The sequence below is a fragment of the Enterobacter sp. P82 genome (genome assembly GCF_037053385.1).
Taxonomy (GTDB): domain Bacteria; phylum Pseudomonadota; class Gammaproteobacteria; order Enterobacterales; family Enterobacteriaceae; genus Enterobacter.
On the sequence record NZ_JBALHX010000006.1, the window covers coordinates 80,510 to 100,915 of the forward strand.

Here is a 20,406-nt window from a genome sequence, read left to right on the forward strand (position 1 = left end):
CGGAATGATGAATCTCAATCTAATCAATAAACTCATCAAAAAAACACGGCGCTGGCAGAAGAAAACCGGTTTATCTCTTTTCCAGCGTGCGGCTGAGCACTTTGAGCAGAAGAAGAAAGAGACGCTGTTTGACGTTATTGATGCGCTGAAAATTCAGCCGGAATCCGCGAGTAACACTGAACCTGCACAGTCGCGTATCATCTGGGTCTGCTGGTTTCAAGGGCTGGAAAGCGCGCCAGAGCTGGTTAAACGTTGCATCGAATCCGTGCAACGAAATACGCCAGACGCTCAGGTTGTCATCCTGACGGATGACAATATTCCTGACTACCTCTCATTACCGGATCACATTAAAGTCAAATATCAGGCCGGGCTTATCAGCAAAGCGCAGTATTCCGATATTGTTCGTTGCTCTTTACTGTATCAGTACGGTGGAATCTGGATGGATGCCACCGTCTTTATGACGAAAGCCGTGCCTGAGTCTTTCTATGAAAATAGCTTCTCATCGCTGCGTTTTGACTCGGGTGAAAATGCGACAAGCCAGGGATTCTGGACGGCTTATTTTCTTGCCTCACAAAAGGGCAATACCCTGGTGAAACTGGTCAGGGATATCCTTTATCGCTACTGGCAACATCACGATATCCTGCTCGAATATTTCTTAATTGATTACAGCTTCTTGTATGCACGCGAACGTTATCCTCAGTTTCGCGAGCTCATGAATGCACAGCCGGTGACGGGAAATAATCGCTTTTTGATTCGCCAGTTTATCTCTGCCGCACCTGATGCTGCGGCAGTAGAGACACTGAATCGCGATCCTGTGGGTATCTATAAACTCTCCCACAAGGAACAGTATCGTACTGCGGATAACGGTAAGCCGACGCTGTACAGCCAGATCCTCGACGATACCTTCCGTCTGTAATGATAAAAAGCCACCCTTACAGGTGGCTTTTTGTTATCAGGATTTCTTACCCCATCCCTGCCATTGCTGCTGAACGTATTTCACCAGCGTGCTTTCTCCAATGCTTTCGCCAATCACCGAGAAGAAGCGGGTCGCGTAGACCGGCGCTGGCGGCTGTTTTGGTTTGCAACTCTTCACGCCGCGGAACGGATTACGTGGAGCTGTCGGAGCGGGCTGGGCAGAATTCGGTGTAGAGGTGTCCACCTGCGGTTCATTCAGCAGGTCGCTCGGACGCACCAGCGTGATGTCAGACGGTAATGTCGGCAGCATCTGTTGCAGAACACGGACGGTAGACGGATGCGGGTGACCGATAGCAATAGCTGAGCCATTGCGTCTGGCCAACTGCACGGCACGATTGAACTGCACGCGAATGTCCGCTTCGTTTTGCGTATCATCCAGGAACACCTTGCGCTTAATCACCTTCACACCTGTTCCCTGAGCGGCGCGCATCGCCTGGCTGTTGCCGATGGTCATGCTGTCGAGGAAGTAGAGATTGTAGCGTTCCAGCGCCTGCATCACCTTGAGCATTCCATACAGGCTCGATGTCATCGCGCTGCCCATGTGGTTGTTCAGCCCTACGGCATACGGCACTTTGTTGTATGCGTCGCGGATGATGCGCTCGATCTCATCGCTGCTCATATCCGGGCGCAGGGTATCTTTTTCCAGTGGCTGCTTGCTGAGTGGTGCCATCGGCAGATGGATGAGAACCTGATGTCCACTGTTATGGGCTTTGGTCGCCATTTCGCGCGCGTGAGGCGCATTGGGGAGGACGGCAACAGAGATGGCTGACGGCATGGCCAGCACCTGGTTTTCAGTTTGCGGACGATAACCGAAGTCATCAATCACAATGGCGAGTTTACCGGCGTATACCGGTGCAGCCAGCGCCAGTACGCTGGCGACGGAGAAAACAATTCGACGAAATTGAAGCAAAACTTATCTTCCCAACCACGGCTGTGGATTGACCGCCTGACCCTGGCGACGAATTTCGAAATAGAGTGACGGGCGGCCCTGACCGCCACTGCTGCCCACAAGGGCGATGGGTTGGCCAGCGCGCACCTGCGTGCCGACGCTGACCAGCGCGCTCTGGTTGTAGCCGTAAAGACTCATATCACCTTTACCGTGTTCGACCACCACCACCAGCCCGTAACCCTGCAGCCAGTCGGCCAGGATCACGCGGCCATCGGCAATGGCTTTCACTTCGCTACCTTCAGACGCACCGATAACTATCCCTTTCCAACGTAGCTCACCCTGCAGTTGTTCGCCATAACGATGCAGAATTGAACCACGTACGGGCCAGTACGCCTGGCCGCGAGGAGAGCCTAAACCACCGGTTCGTGACATCAGGGAACGTTCGCTTTCGCTTGGTTTGTAGGTTGTCCCTTTGCGGGACGCTTCCTGCTGTTTGTCACGAACGGCTTGCGCCTCGCGGGCCTCTTTGTCGGCGCGAGCTTTCGCTGCGGCTTCCGCCCGGGCGATGCTGTTGCGCAGTTTTGATTCGTTGGCACGCATTTCGCTCAACTGGCTCTGCCCTTCCTGAATGGAGGACTCAAGGCCAGAAAGCGTTTTCTTACGCTCGTTACGTGCCTGCTCGAGTTTTGCCTGCTGGGCCTGCTGATCGTAGAGCAGCGTCTGTTGCTGGCTCTGCTTTTCTTCTAGCTCGGCTTTTTGCGTGGTGACCTCTTCGCGCGTCTGTTTCAGCTGCGCGATAGTCTCCTGACGCGCCTGGTTCAGATAGCCAAAGTAAGCCTGCAGGCGCTGACCACGCTGGCTCTCTTCTCCGCTGAGGATCAACTGAAGGCCGGTGTGCTCACCCTGGCGGAATGCGGCATCAAGCTGCGCTGCAAGGTTGCGTTCCTGCGCATCACGCTGACGTTCCAGTTTGGCAATCGACGCGTTCATCTCGTCGATCTGTTTATTCAACTGGGCGAGGGTGTTTTGCGTTTCACGGAGTTTACGTGCGGCGGCGGAGATCGCCTCTTCCTGCTGTTTAAGCTGGGCGAGCAGTGCGGAGCGTTGCTGTTGTTGCTGACGTACCGCACGCTCTTTGGCGGCGATATCGGCCTGAATAGATTTGAGCTGGTCGCGGTCATCCGCGTGGGCGGATGCGGCGCACAGCAATACGCCAGCGCTGAGTGCGCTGGCGTAAAACAGAGGTCTGACTGATAACCTAAGCGGCTTCACGACCCATGTGATTGAAAAAATCGCCTTTCCCCTCATGGGGAGCGATTATTCCACGATGAACAGCGGCTTACCAGTCATCTCTTCAGGGATCGGCATACCCATCAGCGACAACATGGTTGGCGCGATGTCAGAAAGCTTGCCGCCTTCCACTGCTTTCAGGGCTTTATCACCGACATAAATCAGTGGAACAGGCAGGTTGGTATGGGCAGTGTGTGCCTGGCCGGTTGCCGGGTCACGCATCTGTTCAGCGTTACCGTGGTCAGCGGTGATCAGGAGCTGACCGCCAACAGATTCAACAGCTTTCGCGACCTGATCAACACAATGATCCAGCGCTTCAACAGCTTTTACCGCCGCTTCCATGACCCCGGTATGGCCAACCATGTCGCCATTTGGGTAGTTACAGATGATGGTGTCGTACTTACCGCTCTCGATAGCCGCAACCAGTTTTTCGGTCAGTTCCGCAGAGCTCATTTCTGGCTGCAGATCGTAGGTGGCGACTTTCGGCGAGTTGATCAGAATACGGTCTTCGCCTTTGAATGGCTCTTCCACACCGCCGTTGAAGAAGAAGGTCACGTGTGCGTATTTTTCAGTTTCGGAGATACGCAGCTGCGTTTTGTCGTTCTTCGCCATCCACTCACCAAAAGTATTGGCCAGCGAGGCTGGTGGATATGCGCATGGGGCTTTGATGTCTGCCGCGTATTCAGTCAGCTGGATGAAATCGAGGTTGACCACTTTCTTACGGGCAAAACCGTCGAAATCGCTGTTAACGAACGCACGGGTGATTTCACGCGCACGGTCAGCACGGAAGTTCATGAAGATCAGCGCGTCGCCATCTTCCATGGCGGCATCAGCCTGGCCTTCAGCACGGATCACGGACGCTTTCACGAATTCGTCGTTTTCATCACGCGCGTAAGCCGCTTCCAGGGCTTCAACGGCGGTCGCGAACTGGAACTCACCTTTTGCCAGGGTCATCAGGTCATAGGCCTGTTCAACGCGATCCCAGCGGTTGTCGCGGTCCATGGCATAGTAACGACCAATAATGGACGCCACACGGCCTTTGCCTAATGCGGCAAATTTGTCTTCGAAGGCTTTCAGCGAACCTTCAGCGCTGCGTGGTGGCGTATCGCGACCATCCAGGAAAGCGTGCAGATAGATTTTTTCCGCACCGCGCTCAGCGGCCAGTTCAACCATCGCCATGATGTGATCTTCGTGGCTGTGAACGCCGCCAGCAGAGAGCAGGCCCATGATGTGAACGGCTTTGCCTGCAGCCACGGCTTTATCTACCGCGCCAGACAGAACAGGGTTGGAGAAGAAGGTACGTTCTTTTATTTCAACGTCCAGGCGGGTCAGATCCTGATACACGATACGGCCCGCGCCCAGGTTCACGTGACCCACTTCGGAGTTACCCATCTGGCGATCCGGCAGACCGACTTCCAGGCCGGATGCGTCAATCAGGGTATGGGGACGTTTTGCCCACAGTGCATCCATGACCGGGGTTTTGGCGTTGAAAATGGCGTTATCCTGTTGATCTTCACGGTAGCCATAGCCATCCAGAATCACCAGTACCATAGGTTTTTTAGAAACCGACATTGCGACAACCTCATGCTCAAGAGACAAAAAATTTGCGTAATTTTACTACAGCTGAATCGATCAAATAGCCGCAGAAGATCAAAGAATGCGTAGGGGCGAGGCGCTTCTCTGGTCATTTTGAGGCTTTTTTTTCGTGGCATGCCGCAGAAAATGGATTAGCTTAATGTCGCTGGCTGTATTTGCCACAACGCACAGGTATACTCCTGTCCTGGTTTTTTTAATCACTTAGTCGGGAGTTGTTACCCCCCATGCAAGAAATTATGCAATTTGTTAGCCGCCACCCGGTTCTGAGCATCGCGTGGATTGGTCTGCTGGCCGCTGTGCTGTTCACCACCTTTAAAGGGCTGACGTCTAAAATTAAGGTGATCACCCGTGGTGAAGCCACGCGCCTGATCAACAAAGAAGACGCTGTGGTTGTCGATCTCCGTCAGCGTGATGATTTCCGCAAAGGCCACATCGCAGGTTCTATCAACCTGCTGCCTGCTGAAATCAAAGCGAATAACGTTGGTGAGCTGGATAAGCATAAAGCTCAGCCAATTATCGTCGTGGATGGTACTGGCATGCAGGCGCAGGAATCGGCTAACGCACTGCACAAAGCAGGTTTCGAAAACGTAACGGTACTGAAAGAAGGCATTTCCGGCTGGAGCGGGGAAAACCTTCCTTTGGTTCGCGGTAAATAAGGAGTTCAGTGATGGCCAATATTGAGATCTACACCAAGGCAACCTGCCCGTTCTGCCATCGTGCGAAAGCACTGCTTAACAGCAAAGGCGTCACGTTCCAGGAAATGCCGATCGACGGTGACGCGACAAAACGCGAAGAGATGATTCAACGTAGTGGTCGCACGACGGTTCCGCAGATTTTTATTGATGCGCAGCACATTGGCGGCTGTGATGACTTGTATGCGCTCGACGCACGTGGTGGACTCGATCCCCTGCTGCGCTAAGAGACTTTAGGACAATTAAAAAGGGTTTTTCCATGTCAGAACAAAACAACACCGAAATGACTTTCCAGATCCAGCGCATCTACACCAAGGATGTCTCTTTCGAAGCGCCAAATGCGCCACACGTTTTCCAGAAAGATTGGCAGCCAGAGGTTAAACTTGATCTGGATACCGCATCCACCCAACTGGCGGATGATGTGTATGAAGTCGTACTGCGTGTGACTGTTACCGCTTCTCTGGGCGAAGAAACGGCTTTCCTGTGTGAAGTTCAGCAGGGCGGCATCTTCTCCATCGGCGGCATTGAAGGCAACCAGATGGCGCATTGCCTGGGTGCATACTGCCCGAACATCCTGTTCCCGTATGCGCGTGAATGCATCACCAGCCTGGTTTCTCGCGGTACATTCCCGCAACTGAACCTTGCGCCAGTAAACTTTGATGCGCTGTTCATGAACTATCTGCAGCAGCAAGCTGGCGAAGGTGCTGAACAACATCAGGATGCCTGATGAGCACTGTTAATGCGTCAATGACTGTGATCGGTGCCGGCTCATACGGCACCGCTCTTGCCATCACACTGGCAAGAAATGGTCACGATGTGGTTCTGTGGGGCCACGATCCAAAACATATCGCGACGTTGCAACATGACCGCTGCAACGTGGCGTTTCTCCCTGACGTGCCGTTCCCTGACACCCTGCATCTGGAAAGCGATCTTGCGACCGCACTGGCAGCCAGCCGCAACATTCTGATTGTGGTGCCAAGCCATGTCTTTGGCGAAGTGTTGCGTCAGATCAAGCCGCTGATGCGTCCGGATGCACGTATTGTATGGGCGACGAAAGGACTGGAAGCCGAAACCGGACGTCTGCTGCAGGACGTTGCCCGCGAAGCGTTGGGCGATACCATCCCGCTGGCCGTCATTTCCGGGCCGACGTTTGCCAAAGAGCTGGCCGCTGGCCTGCCAACAGCGATTTCGCTGGCTTCAACCGATCAGGCGTTTTCCGACGATCTTCAGCACCTGCTGCACTGTGGTAAGAGCTTCCGCGTCTACAGCAACCCCGATTTTATCGGTGTACAGCTGGGTGGCGCGGTGAAGAACGTGATTGCGATTGGTGCCGGGATGTCAGACGGCATTGGTTTTGGCGCCAACGCACGTACGGCGTTGATCACCCGTGGTTTGACAGAAATGTCCCGTCTGGGAGCGGCACTGGGTGCTGATCCGGCGACCTTTATGGGGATGGCAGGTCTGGGCGACCTGGTGCTGACCTGTACCGACAACCAGTCGCGTAACCGCCGCTTTGGCATGATGCTCGGACAGGGCAGCGATGTAAAAGGCGCGCAGGAGAAGATTGGTCAGGTGGTTGAAGGCTACCGCAATACCAAAGAAGTTCGCGAACTTGCCCATCGGTTTGGCGTTGAAATGCCAATAACCGAGGAAATTTATCAGGTATTGTATTGCGGAAAAAATGCGCGCGAGGCAGCATTGACCTTATTAGGTCGTGCGCGCAAGGACGAGCGCAGCAGCAACTAGTCGCAGGGAACCGTTGTCACCCAACGATACGGCCAGCAGAGACTGGCCGATCGTACTATTACGTCTGGAGTAAGCAATGCCGTGTGAAGAACTGGATATCGTCTGGAACAATATTAAAGCCGAAGCCCGGGCATTGGCCGACTGCGAGCCTATGCTGGCCAGTTTCTACCACGCGACGCTACTCAAGCACGAAAACCTCGGCAGCGCCCTGAGCTATATGCTTGCCAACAAACTGGCCTCCTCAATTATGCCTGCCATCGCCATTCGCGAAGTGGTAGAAGAGGCCTACGCCGCAGATCCGGAAATGATCGCCTCTGCCGCCTGTGATATCCAGGCTGTGCGCACGCGTGACCCGGCTGTCGATAAATACTCTACACCGCTGCTGTACCTGAAAGGCTTCCATGCGCTTCAGGCCTACCGCATTGGTCACTGGCTGTGGAACGAAGGCCGCCGCGCGCTGGCCATCTTCCTGCAAAACCAGGTGTCTGTGACCTTTCAGGTTGATATCCACCCGGCGGCGAAAATTGGCCGTGGGATTATGCTCGACCATGCCACCGGCATTGTTGTCGGTGAAACGGCGGTGATTGAAGATGACGTCTCTATTCTGCAATCGGTCACGCTGGGCGGTACGGGCAAAACCAGCGGCGATCGTCACCCGAAGATCCGTGAAGGGGTGATGATTGGCGCAGGTGCCAAGATCCTCGGGAATATCGAAGTAGGGCGCGGGGCGAAGATTGGTGCGGGTTCAGTCGTGCTTCAGCCAGTTCCGCCGCACACCACCGCCGCTGGCGTACCGGCACGTATTGTCGGCAAGCCAGACAGCGATAAACCGTCAATGGATATGGATCAGCACTTCAACGGTATCCACCATACTTTCGAGTATGGGGACGGTATTTAACTTCTGAGAATGGCGCCCGGGTATCCCAACTGGCGCCATGCTTCATACACCACCACTGACACCGCATTTGACAGGTTCATGCTGCGGCTGTCCGGCATCATTGGAATACGGATTTTTTGCTCTGCGGGCAGGGCGTCCAGGATGATTGCGGGCAGGCCACGGGTTTCCGGGCCAAACATCAGATAATCCCCTTCCTGATAGCTCACCGCGCTGTGTGCAGGCGTCCCTTTCGTGGTCAGGGCGAACATACGATGTGGCTTTTCGCTTTCCAGAAACGCGGCGTAATCATGATGACGCACCACGGCAGTAAATTCATGATAATCCAGCCCCGCGCGCCGCAGACGTTTGTCGTCCCACGTAAAACCCATTGGTTCAATGATATGCAGGCGAAAACCGGTGTTCGCACACAAGCGGATGATGTTGCCGGTATTCGGCGGGATTTCTGGTTCGAATAAAACGATGTTAAGCATGCTGCCCCCTTAATTGCGGGGGCAGAATAGCAGAAAAGAGAGGAACTACGCGACGCCGGGTTCCTGCGAGCGGCTATACAGCATTTTGTAGACGGTTGCCGCAGCGGCCACCAGGGCGGGCACGCTGAGGATCATTAAAATACTGTCTGCCTGCCACTGCATGGAAAGAAGCTGGGCGCTGGTCATTGTTCCCGCCACCCCGCCAAAGCGGCCGATCCCCTGCATCCAGGCGATGCCTGTCGCGCGGCACTCTGTAGGGTAAAAGGTCGCGGCCAGGGTCTGCATGCCCGATTGTGCACCGTTCATTGCGATCCCCATCAGGAAAATCAGTCCGCCAAACAGGGCGATATGGTTATGCTCAAGGCCGAGTAACAGGATCAGTCCCATTGTCAGGACAAATCCCCCGGCGACCACCTTGTGCGCTTCCCAGCGGTCCATCATCCAGCCCGCGAGCAGAATGCCTGCGGTACCGCCGAAGGTGAACAGCGAGGTGAGCCAGGCGGATTCCGCCAGAGCATAACCCATCCCCTGCATCAGCGTTGGCATCCAGCTCAGCAGGACGTAGTAAATGACCAGCCCCATAAAATAGGTCACCCACAGCATCAGGGTACCGGGCAGCCAGGGCATAGAAAACAACTGCGCCACGCTCCCTTTTTTAGACACGAATTTCTCCTCCGCCAGGAAAAAGCCTGTGACGCTCTCCAGCGTGCTGCGGGCGAACCGGCTGGCGATACGGCGGACCTGCATGACGTCTTTCCCGCGCTGTACCAGAAACTTCACTGACTCCGGTAAAAGCAGCGCCAGCAGCAGCGTTAAAATCAGCGGAGCAATTGCGCCGGTCAGCAGCACGCTTCGCCAGCCGTGGTGGGGGATAAGCCAGGAAGAGATCGCACCACCGCCTGCCGCACCCAGAGGGAAGCCGCAGTACATGGTGTTAATCGCCATGGCGCGGCAGCGCTGGGGGGCAAACTCGGAGATCAGCGTGATGGCGTTAGGCATTGCTGCGCCGAGGCCCAGACCCGTCAAAAAGCGCCACAGCGTGAGCGTATTCAGACTTTGCGCCCAGGCCGTTCCCAGGCTCGCAAGACCGAAGAACAGACACGAAAAGACCAGTACGCGCTTGCGTCCCATCCGGTCCGATACCGGACCGGCGATAAGTGCCCCCAACGACAGCCCCAGCAGCGCTGCGCTCAGTACCGGCCCCAGATCCTGTTTGTGTATCCCCCATTCTGCCGACAGCGTAGGCGCGATGTAACCCATCGCCGCCGTATCAAAACCATCAATCGCCAGAACCAGAAAGCCCAGCACGATAAGAAGCCAGTGAAACCCTGAAAATGGACTCTCATCGATCACCTGCTGAATATCCACCTTACCTGAATACGTCATACGCTCCCCTCTGATGTGATGTTGTTTTTGTGTTCTTGTATTTGCTTGTCTATACAATTGCGCGGAGCAGGTTGATGTCAAATTTTCTTATCCAATATGTTATCTGGATGTTATTTTTGGTATAAAAAAGCGCCCGAGAGGGAGATCGGACGCGTGAGAATGAGAGTTTAAAGTGGGTGAGAATTCAGGCTGCGTTTCCCTGAGCAAGGGGAGCCAGCGTCGCCGATAATTTATTAAATTCTTGCACCAGAGAATCTCTGCTGATTTCACCGATCGTTTTCGCGCCGGTCAGCGTCATCGCCACCTTCATCTCTTTTTCGATCAGGTTAAGCAGGTTTGCCACACCTGCCTGGCCCGCCGTCGCCAGGGCATACAGATACGCACGCCCCAGCAGTACGCTGTCAGCGCCCAGCGCGATCATACGCACCACGTCCAGCCCGCTGCGGATGCCGCTGTCGGCCAGGATAGCGATGTCGCCTTTCACTGCATCGGCAATCGCAGGCAGGGCTCGTGCGGAAGAGAGCACACCGTCAAGCTGGCGTCCGCCGTGGTTAGAAACAACAATCCCGTCAGCGCCAAAGCGTACTGCGTCGCGGGCATCTTCCGGGTCGAGGATCCCTTTGATCACCATCGGGCCGTCCCAGAATTCGCGGATCCACTCCAGGTCTTTCCAGGAGATGGACGGGTCGAAGTTATTCGCCAGCCAGCCGATGTAATCTTCCAGCCCGGTAGGTTTACCAAGGTAAGCCGAGATGTTCCCCAGATCGTGTGGACGGCCGTTCAGACCGACATCCCAGGCCCATTGCGGATGCGTCACCGCCTGCCAGTAACGGCGCAGGGCGGCATTCGGGCCGCTCATGCCTGAGTGAGCATCACGGTAGCGTGCGCCGGGGGTTGGCATATCGACGGTAAAGACCAGCGTTGAGCAACCCGCCGCTTTGGCACGCTCCAGCGCATTACGCATAAACCCGCGATCGCGCAGAACGTACAGCTGGAACCACATTGGGCGCTTGATGGTTGGAGCGACTTCTTCAATCGGGCAGACGGAAACGGTGGAGAGGGTAAACGGAATGCCTTTGGCATCTGCAGCCGCGGCCGCCTGTACTTCGCCACGACGAGCGTACATGCCGCACAGGCCAACGGGGGCGAGGGCGACAGGCATTGAGAGCGTTTCATTGAACAATTTCGTCTCAAGGCTCAGGTCAGACATATTCTTCAGCACGCGCTGGCGCAGAGCCACTTCCGACAGGTCTTCCACATTGCGACGCAGGGTGTGCTCGGCATAGGCCCCGCCGTCGATATAGTGAAACAGGAAAGGTGGCAAAATGCGCTGCGCCGCGGCGCGATAGTCACTGGCTGCTGAAATAATCATGCTTTGTTCTCCCTGGAAATATCACTGTCGCCAGGCAGACGGGTAATACGCGCCTGTCGGGCCTGATCTTCATCGAATCGTTTAATGGTGGTGTGTACGAAGCCCAGATGCGCCATCATCGCTTTTCGCGCGGCCTCGGCATCACCGGCCAGAATGGCGTTAAGTACCGCCTCGTGTTGTTCGGTCAGCTGGGCAAACACCGGTGGAACCAGATACATACGCTGGCGGCTCTGCTTCACGGAGGATTGCAGCAGGTCGAAGAAACCGCGCATGGTCTGCAGCAGAACCACGTTGTGTGATGCCTCGGCAATCGCCAGGTGAAAGCGCACGTCCGCCTGGGAGGCGATATCCGGGTCACTGCTTTGCGTGGCCTCAAAACAGGCTCTTAGCTTCTCTTTATCGGCCTCGGTTGCCCGCATGGCTGCATGCCAGGCGGTACTGGTTTCGATGGCGTGACGCGCTTCAAGGATGTCGAAGCTGTAGTCCGGGTCGTTCTCCATCAGCGTTTTCAGTGGCTGAACGATGTTTTGCTCAGACCAGTCATCATGCTGCCAGCGGACAAAGGTGCCACCACCGCGGCGGCTTACCAGTACCCCTTCGCTGACCAGTGTCGCCAGTGCCTCACGCAGCGAATTACGTGATACACCAAGCTGGGCGGCGAGTTGGCGTTCGGCGGGCAATTTCATGCCCGCTTCCAGCTGTTGTTCTTCAATCAGCGCCCGCACGCGAGAGGCGATCTCGTCGGACAGGCGTCTGGGCATCACTATCATGGAATCATCCAGGTTAAGACATAGGCCTGCAGGGTGGTGATCACCCCGACCATGCAGGTGAATATCAGGCTGTGTTTCACGGTAAAGCGGAACAGGTCCGACTCTTTACCGACCAGTCCCACCGCCGCACAGGCAATGGCGATGGATTGCGGGGAGATCATTTTCCCGGTTACGCCACCAGTGGTGTTAGCCGCCACCAGAAGGACGTCTGACACGCCAATCTGTTGGGCCGCCGTCGCCTGCAGCGCGGCAAACAGGGCGTTAGACGAGGTATCTGAACCGGTCAGGAACACCCCCAACCAGCCGAGGAACGGCGAGAAGAAGGTGAATGCGTGACTGGTATGCGCCAGCGCCAGAGCCAGCGTTGATGACAAACCGGAATAGTTTGAGATAAACGCGAACGCCAGCACCATGCCGATGGAGTAAATCGGCAGCATCAGCTCTTTAATGGTCGCCGCAAAGGTCTGTACTGCGGCGACAGGCTTCATGCGCAGCCAGACAACAGAAAAGATAGCGGCAAACAGAATCGCCGTACCGGTCGCGGAGAACCAGTCGAATTTGTACACCGCGGCATACGGCGTTGCGGCGTGGACCACTGGCGGCATACGGGCGACCATCTTGTCGAGGAACGGTACGGAAATGTTAATCACCATGTCGTACAGTGCCCCGCCCGGGGCGAAGAGGGCTTTAAACGGTGGGATGCTCCACAGCGTCACCGTTGCGGTCAGGAACAGGAACGGTGACCAGGCACGGATCACCTGTCCTGCCGTATAGCCTGTACGCGCCAGGGTTTGATCGACCTGAGAGGCGCCCATATCGGCAAAACGGAAAATACGTACCGGCTGCCAGCGCTTCAGGAACAGCGTCAGACAAACCAGCGAAACCAGCGAAGAGATAATGTCCGGCAGTTCAGGACCGAGGAAGTTGGAGCTGAGATACTGGGCGATGGCGAACGAACCACCCGCCACCATCACCGCAGGCCAGGTCTCCTTCACACCGCGCCAGCCGTCCATAATCGCCATGATCCAGAACAGCACGATAATAGTCAGGAACGGCAGCTGGCGGCCCACCATCTGGCCAATCTCAAAGCTGTCCAGCCCGGTCACCTGTCCGGCCACCAGAATCGGAATGCCCATCGCACCAAACGCGACGGGGGCGGTGTTCACGATCAGGCACAGACCTGCGGCATACAGCGGGTTAAAACCCAGACCGACCAGCAGCGCGGCGGTGATCGCCACCGGTGCGCCAAAACCTGCTGCCCCTTCCAGGAACGCCCCAAAGGAGAAGCCGACAATCAGCATCTGCAGGCGCTGGTCAGGGGTAATTGAGAGAATCGACGAACGGATGATGTCGAACTGTCCGGTTTTCACCGAGATTTTATAGACAAAGACCGCGGCAATGATGATCCACGCAATCGGCCACAGGCCATAGAAGAAACCGTAGACCACAGAGGCCAGAGCACGGTCGACCGGCATTTTGTAGAACAATAATGCCACCATCAGCGCAATGGCAACGGTGATGGTGGCGGCAAGGTAGCCCTTCAACTTGAGCTTAATCAGCGCAAAGAAGAAGAACAGGATCGGAAGCGATGCGATCAGGCTCGACAGCCAGATATTTCCGGCCGGGTCGTAGTTTTGTTGCCAGAGGCTCATGCAGGTCTCCTGGGGACCAGACAGTCTGCGTTGCGGGTGAGTCTCCGCTCATCTCTGCATCACAGTCTGTGTAAAAGTGGTCCTGCCAATGTTGTGTTGTAGGGGTAATGACAACAAATGGTTAACCAGATGTTATGAGCTGGCAATGGTTTTGTGAGCAGAAATGATGGATTTGTGAAGCGGGGAAGAAAGAAATAGGGGATTGGTTGGGCCAATTTGAAGCGGGGTGGAGCCTGATGCCCTCACCCCGATGCTCTCCCACAGGGAGAGGGGGAATGATCAGAACGCGGTCTTACAAAAACCCGTCATCTCTTTCAGGCCCATTTCACGGCCCAGCTCGGTCATTGGGTGCACCACCACCAGACCACGAACGCTTTTCTTCAGCTTGCCCATGTCGGCCTGCTCTTTTTTGGTGATCGTACGGCGGTGCGGCATGTTCATCAGTTTCTGCGCTTCTTTGCTCAGCTTCTGGCCTTTGACTTCGCGCAGGCGCTCGATTTCGGTTTCCAGCGTGGCGACCTCTTTTTCCAGCTCAGCGTACTTCTCGGCGGAATCGACCAGTGACAGGCCAGCCATCTGGTGGCGGATCAGATCCAGGCGGTCGCTCAGGCGTTTAATTTCGTTCTTTTCGACTTCTTTCATGACAAATAACTCTGAAAACGGGGAATTTACAGGGAAGGATACACCAATGTGAGCAGGCTTACTTCTGAAACGCTTTTTTTAAGCTGATTCGGGAAATCAGCTCAGTCAGGGAGAGAACCATCGTGGAACGGACAACCTGTTGATAACGCAGCTTTTGCATCGCATAGAGCTCAGGATCGCTGTTATCAAACTGCGGTGCCGGAGGAAGCGCGGTGACGCAGTGCAGCTCGCCGAACGGCCCCAGGATTTCATCGTCGGTAAAGGTGTATTCATTACCGTCATGATTGAGTTCTTCGCGCAGCGCCATTAGCAGCTCCGCATCTTCATACTCTTGTCGGTTCAGCACGCCAAGACCATAAATCAGCTTCAGACGCACGGATAAATCGCCCAGCGGTCCGTCTCCGTCCAGTAACGGTTCTACAGCATATTTTACCGCGTAGTCGTCTTTGCGAAACACCTGAAGCACCAGGATATTCACCGCCTCGGTTAACAGCTCGACGGCGGCAATCAGGAAACTTCGTACGGTTTTGCCAGCATTCAGACGCTCAAGCACACGATTTTCAAAGGCCTGGGTTTGTTCCATTATTGCCTGCATATCTGACAATCTGTAATCAGGGCGCAGGGTTACCTGCGCCACACTCTGCATCATTTGGTTGCGTTATATGCGTTAACCGCCTCCACAACCACGTCGCTGTTGGCGTCCAGACCTGAAATCTGCGCCAGCGCAGCCTGCGCGCCTTTATCGTCAATCAGTTGAGCCAGTTCCTGCGCCTGCGGATCCTGCTCGCTGCGGTAGTGCATTGCGGCGGCAATCCCCTTCACCAGGTTGGCGTGCGGCAGGCCGTATTCCAGCGTGCCCAGCAGCGGCTTAATCAGGCGGTCGCCCGCGCTCAGCTTACGCAGCGGCTGGCGGCCCACGCGCTCAACGTCATCTTTCAGATACGGGTTTTCAAAGCGACCGAGGATTTTCTGGATGTATGCTGCGTGTTTATCCGCATCGAAACCGTAGCGTTTAATCAGCACCGCGCCGCTCTCTTCCATTGCCCCTTTTACCACCGCGCGGATCTTCTCATCGAGGATCGCGTCACGAATGGTCTGATGACCGGCCAATTTTCCGAGGTACGCGGTTATAGCATGCCCGGTGTTCAGCGTGAAGAGTTTGCGTTCGACAAATGCCATCAGGTTATCGGTTAATTCCATTCCCGGAATGGTCGGCAGCGCGCCTTTAAACTGCGTTTTATCGACGATCCACTCGCTGAAGGTTTCTACAGTCACTTCCAGCGGATCGTGGGTAGCGGATTCTGACGGTGGGACGATACGGTCAACGGCGGAATCAACAAACCCCACGTGCGCTTCAACCCAGGCTTTATCTGCGTCAGCAACAGCGGCGAGCACATGGCCTTTCAACTGCGTGGTGCCGCGCACCATGTTTTCACAGGCGATGATGTTCAGCGGGGTATCAATGCCCTGCGCTTTACGTTTGGCGAGGCCTTTCGCCACCGCAGGAGCGATACGCTCAAGCACGACCGGACCCACAGCAGTGGTAACCAGGTCAACGCTGGCAATAAGGTCGATAACGTCGTTGCCAATGCTGCTTACGGCATTCACACCTGAAACCGTTTCAACCTGCTCGTTTTCTCCCACTACGTGAACCTGATAGCTATGACGGGCATTCAGGGCGTCTAGCACCACCTGGTTCACATCGGCGAATGTCAGCGTAATGCCCGCGTCTGCCAGCAGTTTGCCGATAAAGCCACGACCGATATTACCTGCGCCAAAATGTAATGCTTTCATAGTATTAACCTTCATCAATGTTTTTACCCGAGAGGGCTGGGGTGAGGAACCGCATAACTTTCCCCTCACCCTAGCCCTCTCCCCAGTGGGGAGAGGGTGGAAATGCGCTTACTTATTCAGCAGTGCCAGTACTTCTTCCACGCTGCTGGTGCTGGCCAGACGCTCAATGACAGACTCATCATCCAGGGCGTTGGTCAGACTGGTAATTACCTGAATGTGCTCGTTGTTACGAGCGGCGATACCAATCACCAGACGGGCGATGTCGTCTTCTTCTTCACCGAAGCGCACACCCTGCGGATACTGACAGAATACGACGCCGGTTTTCAGCACGCGATCTTTCGCTTCAACCGTACCGTGCGGAACCGCGATGGATTCACCCAGGTAGGTTGGTGTCAGTTTTTCACGTTCCAGCATCGCATCAACGTATTCAGGTTGAACGTAGCCACCTTTCACCAGTTGCTCACCGGCAAAGCGAATCGCCTCTTCTTTGGTAGCAGCAGTACGACCGAGGAAGATGTTCTCCGCACCCAGTTTGAACAGGTGGGCGTTGCTCTCGTCGAAACTGTCCTGCAGGCTGGAGCGCACTTTCACTTCGTTGTCTTCGTGACGCTGCGCGGCAACCAGACGCTCGGTCAGGCTGGTGTACAGGCCGCTGTCGAGGAAGTTGGTCAGCGAAATATGCTGTGCCTGCGGAACCTGACGCATGGCGCGTTCGGTCAGATCGCGGTGCGTGATAACCAGGTCCACATCCGGTGGCAGGCTGTTAATGGCGCTGTTGGTCACAGAGATGTTAGTCAGACCCGCATCCTGCACTTTCTTACGCAGCACACCTGCACCCATTGCGCTGGAACCCATACCGGCGTCACAGGCAACGATGATTTTACGCACGTGGCTCAGGTCGTTAGAGACATCACCAGCCGCCAGCGGTGTCGCACCTTTGGATTCCGCTTTCATGTCGTGCATACGACGGGTAGCCGCTTCGATATCATCATCTTCTTTCACTTTGCTGGTTTTCAGCAGAATAGAAGAGACCACGAAGGAGACCGCCATTGCTGCACAGATAGCCGCGATGTTTGCGAAGTAAGCCCCTTTTGGCGTCATCGCCAGTACCGCCAGGATAGAACCCGGAGACGCCGGAGAAACCAGACCACCGCCCAGCACGCTCAGGGTGAACACACCAGTCATACCGCCGAGGATAACGGCCAGGATCAGACGTGGATTCATCAGCACGTACGGGAAGTAAATTTCGTGGATACCACCCAGGAAGTGAATGATAGCCGCACCGCCAGCAGACTGCTTCGCGCTACCGCGACCAAAGAACATGTACGCCAGCAGAACACCCATACCCGGGCCCGGGTTCGCTTCAATCAGGAAGAAGATGGATTTGCCAAGCTCATGAGACTGCTGAATACCCAGCGGTGAGAAGATACCGTGGTTGATGGCGTTGTTAAGGAACAGGATTTTCGCCGGTTCAACAAAGATAGACGCCAGCGGCAGCATGTCGTGCACAACCATGAAGTTAACGCCTGCTGCCAGAATTTTGGACAGCACTTCAACCGCAGGGCCAATGCCGAGGAACGCCAGAATCGCCAGGATCATACCAATGATGCCTGCGGAGAAGTTGTTCACCAGCATTTCGAAGCCAGAGCGAATCTTACCGTCTACCCAGGAATCAAAGTGTTTGATTGCCCAACCGCCCAGAGGACCCGCAATCATTGCGCCCAGGAACATTGGCATATCCGCACCGACAATCACACCCATGGTTGTGATTGCACCCACTACACCGCCACGGTCACCGCCCACCAGACGACCACCGGTGAAACCGATGAGCAGCGGCAGCAGATAAGTAATCATTGGGCCAACAAGTTTCGCCAGCGTTTCGTTTGGCAACCACCCTGTCGGAATGAATAATGCGGTGATGATACCCCACGCGATAAACGCGCCGATATTTGGCATCACCATGTTGCTGAGGAAACGACCAAAGCTTTGTACTTTGATCTTGAAATCGGATGACATAAAACACCCCTTCTTCTGTTTACGCTTAGGCTTGCGGCCCGAGGTTTATTGTTAATGTGAGGCGGCAGAGGTAGCCGGGCCCTGTTCATGCTGTGAAATCTGGCACTGAATCGTTCAACTGTCCAGATGACGAAAATTTGTGTGATATGCGTCACGTAAATGTAGGGGGTGTGGATATCAATGTGGTGATCTGAATCACAAAGTAAGTGGGCAAAAAAAATACGATGACGAAAAATAGAGCAGAAATGACCCCTTTTTGTGATTTTTGTCACATTTGATCCTGACGGGTTTGTCTCTGTATTGTGACTTGTTTCACAAAATATTTTTATGCAGAATTCTCCGGCTGTGATCGTCAACAAATTCTGTCTTGCGATTTAGCGTCAGGATGGCATGAGGCGACACAGAAAGCTAAAAAACCACTTTTCATATGTGGTATGGCGAAAAGTTAAAACGTGGATTACTCTCATATTGTAAGGTTAAGTCTATTATTATTCAGGTTATATTTTGACACGTTTATAAACTTGCATGGAGATATTATAAAAACCCATACTCCCCGGCTGCTGAAATAGCAAGTGATTCCTGTGCCTATAAAAATTAATTAGGTTGCGTACCGTTTTATTAATTTAATGAGTTGACGTTGTTTAAGTGAGGAGAATATGTTTCTCAACTATTTTGCGCTGGGCGTATTGATTTTTGTTTTCCTGGTCCTTTTTTACGGCGTCATCGCCATTCATGACATCCCGTATAATATGGCCAAAAAGCGTAACCATCCCCATGCCGATGCGATTCATACGGCAGGATGGATCAGCCTGTTTACGCTCCATGCCATTTGGCCGTTCCTGTGGATCTGGGCCACGCTGTACCGTGAAGATCGCGGCTGGGGGATGCAGAACCACATCGTGAAGCCTGATGAGGTTCCCGGCATGGATGCACTGACCAAACGCGTGGCGGAGCTTGAACAAAAGCTGGCAGCGGTACAACCCACTGCTGATAAGAACACGCGGGAGCGCTAATCATGGATCTGTTGATTATTCTGACCTATGTGGCATTTGCCTGGGCCATCTTTAAAATATTCCGTATTCCCGTTAACCAGTGGACGCTCGCCACCGCGACATTAGGCGGGATATTTATTGTCGCCGGACTTATCCTGCTAATGAACTATAACCACCCGTATACCTTTACGGCTCAAAAGGCGGTTATTTCTATTCCGATTACGCCGCAGGTTACCGGGGTGGTCAGTGAAGTGACTGATAAAAATAATCAGCTCATTAAAAAGGGTGAAGTGTTATTTAAACTTGATCCAGGCCGTTACCAGGCGCGTGTAGACAGACTCCAGGCTGACCTGGTGACTGCGACGCACAATATCGACAACCTGAAGGCACAACTGTCGGAAGCGGTCGCCAATACCACGCGGGTGTCTGCGGAACGCGATCGTCTGTATAAAGATTATCAGCGCTACCTGAAAGGCAGCCAGGCAAAGGTTAACCCGTTCTCTGAAAGCGATATCGACAATGCGCGCCAGAACTATCTGGCACAAGACGCGCTGGTTAAAGGCTCTGTAGCCGAACAGACGCAAATCCAGACTCAGTTAGACAGCATGGTTAACGGTGAGCAATCTCAGGTTGCCTCTCTGCGCGCCCAGCTTGCCGAAGCCAAATACAACCTGGAACAGACCGTAGTGCGTGCACCGAGCGATGGCTATATCACCCAGGTACTGATTCGTCCAGGGACCTATGCCGCCGCGCTGCCTCTGCGTCCGGTTATGGTCTTTATCCCGGAACAGAAACGTCAGATTGTGGCGCAGTTCCGTCAGAACTCATTGCTGCGTCTGAAACCGGGTGATGAGGCTGAAGTGGTGTTCAATGCCCTGCCGGGGCAGGTCTTCTCAGGTAAGCTCACCAGCATTCTGCCGGTAGTGCCGGGTGGATCATATCAGGCTCAGGGTGCGCTGCAGTCTCTGACAGTGGTTCCGGGTACGGATGGCGTGCTGGGGACTATCGAGCTTGACCCGAATGCCGATGTCGATGCACTGCCAGACGGTATTTATGCTCAGGTGGCGGTTTATTCGGACCATTTCGCCCATGTTTCGGTGATGCGTAAGGTGCTGCTGCGTATGACCAGCTGGATGCACTACCTCTATCTCGATCACTAATCCTTCCAGGGCAGGAATGCGACATGCAGACCTGCCCTTTTTTCGTCGCTTGATCCATACTGATTT

The 20,406-nt window shown here is 54.6% G+C and carries 20 protein-coding genes; 8 read left to right on the forward strand and 12 right to left on the reverse strand.

Going from position 1 to position 20,406, the window contains the following annotated elements:
• Positions 1-4 precede the first annotated feature (4 nt).
• Positions 5-916, forward strand: coding sequence for a capsular polysaccharide synthesis protein (locus WB237_RS20310; RefSeq protein WP_336215861.1), 912 nt, complete (start codon positions 5-7; stop codon positions 914-916).
• A 36-nt stretch (positions 917-952) separates the two neighbouring features.
• On the opposite strand, the gene WB237_RS20315 is transcribed toward WB237_RS20310, so the two are convergent.
• Genes WB237_RS20315 through gpmM form a run of 3 tightly spaced genes read right to left on the reverse strand, consistent with a single transcriptional unit; the run spans position 953 to position 4,726 of the window.
• Positions 953-1,885: a divergent polysaccharide deacetylase family protein gene (locus tag WB237_RS20315; protein ID WP_028017875.1), complete on the reverse strand. Its 933-nt coding sequence runs from the start codon at positions 1,883-1,885 to the stop codon at positions 953-955.
• Between the two features lie 3 nt (positions 1,886-1,888).
• On the reverse strand, positions 1,889-3,148 hold the full coding sequence (gene envC, locus WB237_RS20320; protein ID WP_336215990.1) for a murein hydrolase activator EnvC: 1,260 nt from the start codon (positions 3,146-3,148) through the stop codon (positions 1,889-1,891).
• 33 nt (positions 3,149-3,181) lie between these two features.
• Positions 3,182-4,726 (reverse strand): 2,3-bisphosphoglycerate-independent phosphoglycerate mutase, encoded by a 1,545-nt coding sequence (gene gpmM, locus WB237_RS20325; RefSeq protein ID WP_336215863.1) that lies wholly within the window; start codon positions 4,724-4,726, stop codon positions 3,182-3,184.
• Between the two features lie 248 nt (positions 4,727-4,974).
• Between gpmM and WB237_RS20330 the strand changes: the two genes are divergently transcribed.
• The 5 genes from WB237_RS20330 (at position 4,975) to cysE (ending at position 8,086) form a co-directional block, all read left to right on the forward strand.
• Complete coding sequence (locus WB237_RS20330) at positions 4,975-5,406, forward strand: rhodanese-like domain-containing protein (protein WP_114978963.1); 432 nt, start codon at positions 4,975-4,977, stop codon at positions 5,404-5,406.
• Positions 5,407-5,417: 11 nt separating this feature from the next.
• A complete protein-coding gene (grxC, locus tag WB237_RS20335; RefSeq protein ID WP_114978962.1) occupies positions 5,418-5,669 on the forward strand; it encodes a glutaredoxin 3 in 252 nt (83 codons plus the stop codon).
• A 32-nt stretch (positions 5,670-5,701) separates the two neighbouring features.
• Positions 5,702-6,169, forward strand: a complete 468-nt coding sequence (gene secB / locus WB237_RS20340; protein ID WP_003860835.1) for a protein-export chaperone SecB — start codon at positions 5,702-5,704, stop codon at positions 6,167-6,169.
• The gene (gene gpsA, locus WB237_RS20345) at positions 6,169-7,188 is read left to right on the forward strand and encodes an NAD(P)H-dependent glycerol-3-phosphate dehydrogenase (RefSeq protein ID WP_114978961.1); all 1,020 of its coding nucleotides are present in this window, start codon (positions 6,169-6,171) and stop codon (positions 7,186-7,188) included. Before secB ends, gpsA begins: the two co-directional genes overlap by 1 nt.
• 76 nt (positions 7,189-7,264) lie before the next feature.
• Positions 7,265-8,086: a serine O-acetyltransferase gene (gene cysE / locus WB237_RS20350; protein ID WP_008502718.1), complete on the forward strand. Its 822-nt coding sequence runs from the start codon at positions 7,265-7,267 to the stop codon at positions 8,084-8,086.
• Here the strand turns inward: cysE and trmL are convergent.
• The 9 genes from trmL to WB237_RS20395 form a co-directional block, all read right to left on the reverse strand.
• Positions 8,083-8,556 carry a tRNA (uridine(34)/cytosine(34)/5-carboxymethylaminomethyluridine(34)-2'-O)-methyltransferase TrmL gene (gene trmL, locus WB237_RS20355; RefSeq protein ID WP_049006964.1) on the reverse strand — a complete coding sequence of 158 codons (474 nt, stop codon included), beginning with the start codon at positions 8,554-8,556 and terminating at the stop codon, positions 8,083-8,085. The two genes, cysE and trmL, sit on opposite strands and share 4 nt — an antisense overlap.
• Before the next feature lie 45 nt (positions 8,557-8,601).
• Entirely contained in the window at positions 8,602-9,942 is a 1,341-nt protein-coding gene (locus WB237_RS20360) for an MFS transporter (protein WP_336215869.1), read from the reverse strand.
• Positions 9,943-10,126: 184 nt separating this feature from the next.
• Positions 10,127-11,314: an FMN-dependent L-lactate dehydrogenase LldD gene (gene lldD / locus WB237_RS20365; protein ID WP_114978959.1), complete on the reverse strand. Its 1,188-nt coding sequence runs from the start codon at positions 11,312-11,314 to the stop codon at positions 10,127-10,129.
• Positions 11,311-12,084 carry a transcriptional regulator LldR gene (gene lldR, locus WB237_RS20370; protein ID WP_028017883.1) on the reverse strand — a complete coding sequence of 258 codons (774 nt, stop codon included), beginning with the start codon at positions 12,082-12,084 and terminating at the stop codon, positions 11,311-11,313. The genes lldD and lldR overlap by 4 nt, the downstream gene beginning before the upstream one ends.
• Positions 12,081-13,736 carry an L-lactate permease gene (gene lldP / locus WB237_RS20375; protein ID WP_336215872.1) on the reverse strand — a complete coding sequence of 552 codons (1,656 nt, stop codon included), beginning with the start codon at positions 13,734-13,736 and terminating at the stop codon, positions 12,081-12,083. Before lldP ends, lldR begins: the two co-directional genes overlap by 4 nt.
• A 279-nt stretch (positions 13,737-14,015) precedes the next feature.
• Complete coding sequence (locus WB237_RS20380) at positions 14,016-14,378, reverse strand: YibL family ribosome-associated protein (protein ID WP_336215874.1); 363 nt, start codon at positions 14,376-14,378, stop codon at positions 14,016-14,018.
• A gap of 58 nt (positions 14,379-14,436) precedes the next feature.
• The gene (mtlR, locus tag WB237_RS20385; RefSeq protein ID WP_336215876.1) at positions 14,437-15,027 is read right to left on the reverse strand and encodes a mannitol operon repressor MtlR; all 591 of its coding nucleotides are present in this window, start codon (positions 15,025-15,027) and stop codon (positions 14,437-14,439) included.
• Complete coding sequence (mtlD, locus tag WB237_RS20390; RefSeq protein WP_336215878.1) at positions 15,024-16,172, reverse strand: mannitol-1-phosphate 5-dehydrogenase; 1,149 nt, start codon at positions 16,170-16,172, stop codon at positions 15,024-15,026. Before mtlD ends, mtlR begins: the two co-directional genes overlap by 4 nt.
• Positions 16,173-16,280: 108 nt before the next feature.
• Positions 16,281-18,188 carry a PTS mannitol transporter subunit IICBA gene (locus WB237_RS20395; protein WP_336215880.1) on the reverse strand — a complete coding sequence of 636 codons (1,908 nt, stop codon included), beginning with the start codon at positions 18,186-18,188 and terminating at the stop codon, positions 16,281-16,283.
• A 656-nt stretch (positions 18,189-18,844) separates the two neighbouring features.
• On the opposite strand from WB237_RS20395, the gene WB237_RS20400 reads away from it, so the two are divergent.
• Positions 18,845-19,201 (forward strand): DUF3302 domain-containing protein, encoded by a 357-nt coding sequence (locus WB237_RS20400; protein WP_336215882.1) that lies wholly within the window; start codon positions 18,845-18,847, stop codon positions 19,199-19,201.
• Between the two features lie 2 nt (positions 19,202-19,203).
• Positions 19,204-20,340 (forward strand): HlyD family secretion protein, encoded by a 1,137-nt coding sequence (locus WB237_RS20405; RefSeq protein ID WP_256068174.1) that lies wholly within the window; start codon positions 19,204-19,206, stop codon positions 20,338-20,340.
• Positions 20,341-20,406 lie beyond the last annotated feature (66 nt).

Bases quoted from the DNA above. Each gene is read 5' to 3' on its own strand.
- WB237_RS20380 (WP_336215874.1), bottom strand. From the start codon at position 14,378: ATGAAAGAAGTCGAAAAGAACGAAATTAAACGCCTGAGCGACCGCCTG.
- mtlR (WP_336215876.1), bottom strand. From the start codon at position 15,027: ATGATGCAGAGTGTGGCGCAGGTAACCCTGCGCCCTGATTACAGATTG.
- lldP (WP_336215872.1), bottom strand. From the start codon at position 13,736: ATGAGCCTCTGGCAACAAAACTACGACCCGGCCGGAAATATCTGGCTG.
- WB237_RS20310 (WP_336215861.1), top strand. From the start codon at position 5: ATGATGAATCTCAATCTAATCAATAAACTCATCAAAAAAACACGGCGC.
- WB237_RS20400 (WP_336215882.1), top strand. From the start codon at position 18,845: ATGTTTCTCAACTATTTTGCGCTGGGCGTATTGATTTTTGTTTTCCTG.
- gpsA (WP_114978961.1), top strand. From the start codon at position 6,169: ATGAGCACTGTTAATGCGTCAATGACTGTGATCGGTGCCGGCTCATAC.
- lldR (WP_028017883.1), bottom strand. From the start codon at position 12,084: ATGATAGTGATGCCCAGACGCCTGTCCGACGAGATCGCCTCTCGCGTG.
- lldD (WP_114978959.1), bottom strand. From the start codon at position 11,314: ATGATTATTTCAGCAGCCAGTGACTATCGCGCCGCGGCGCAGCGCATT.
- secB (WP_003860835.1), top strand. From the start codon at position 5,702: ATGTCAGAACAAAACAACACCGAAATGACTTTCCAGATCCAGCGCATC.
- grxC (WP_114978962.1), top strand. From the start codon at position 5,418: ATGGCCAATATTGAGATCTACACCAAGGCAACCTGCCCGTTCTGCCAT.
- gpmM (WP_336215863.1), bottom strand. From the start codon at position 4,726: ATGTCGGTTTCTAAAAAACCTATGGTACTGGTGATTCTGGATGGCTAT.
- WB237_RS20330 (WP_114978963.1), top strand. From the start codon at position 4,975: ATGCAAGAAATTATGCAATTTGTTAGCCGCCACCCGGTTCTGAGCATC.
- WB237_RS20360 (WP_336215869.1), bottom strand. From the start codon at position 9,942: ATGACGTATTCAGGTAAGGTGGATATTCAGCAGGTGATCGATGAGAGT.
- cysE (WP_008502718.1), top strand. From the start codon at position 7,265: ATGCCGTGTGAAGAACTGGATATCGTCTGGAACAATATTAAAGCCGAA.
- trmL (WP_049006964.1), bottom strand. From the start codon at position 8,556: ATGCTTAACATCGTTTTATTCGAACCAGAAATCCCGCCGAATACCGGC.
- WB237_RS20405 (WP_256068174.1), top strand. From the start codon at position 19,204: ATGGATCTGTTGATTATTCTGACCTATGTGGCATTTGCCTGGGCCATC.
- mtlD (WP_336215878.1), bottom strand. From the start codon at position 16,172: ATGAAAGCATTACATTTTGGCGCAGGTAATATCGGTCGTGGCTTTATC.
- WB237_RS20395 (WP_336215880.1), bottom strand. From the start codon at position 18,188: ATGTCATCCGATTTCAAGATCAAAGTACAAAGCTTTGGTCGTTTCCTC.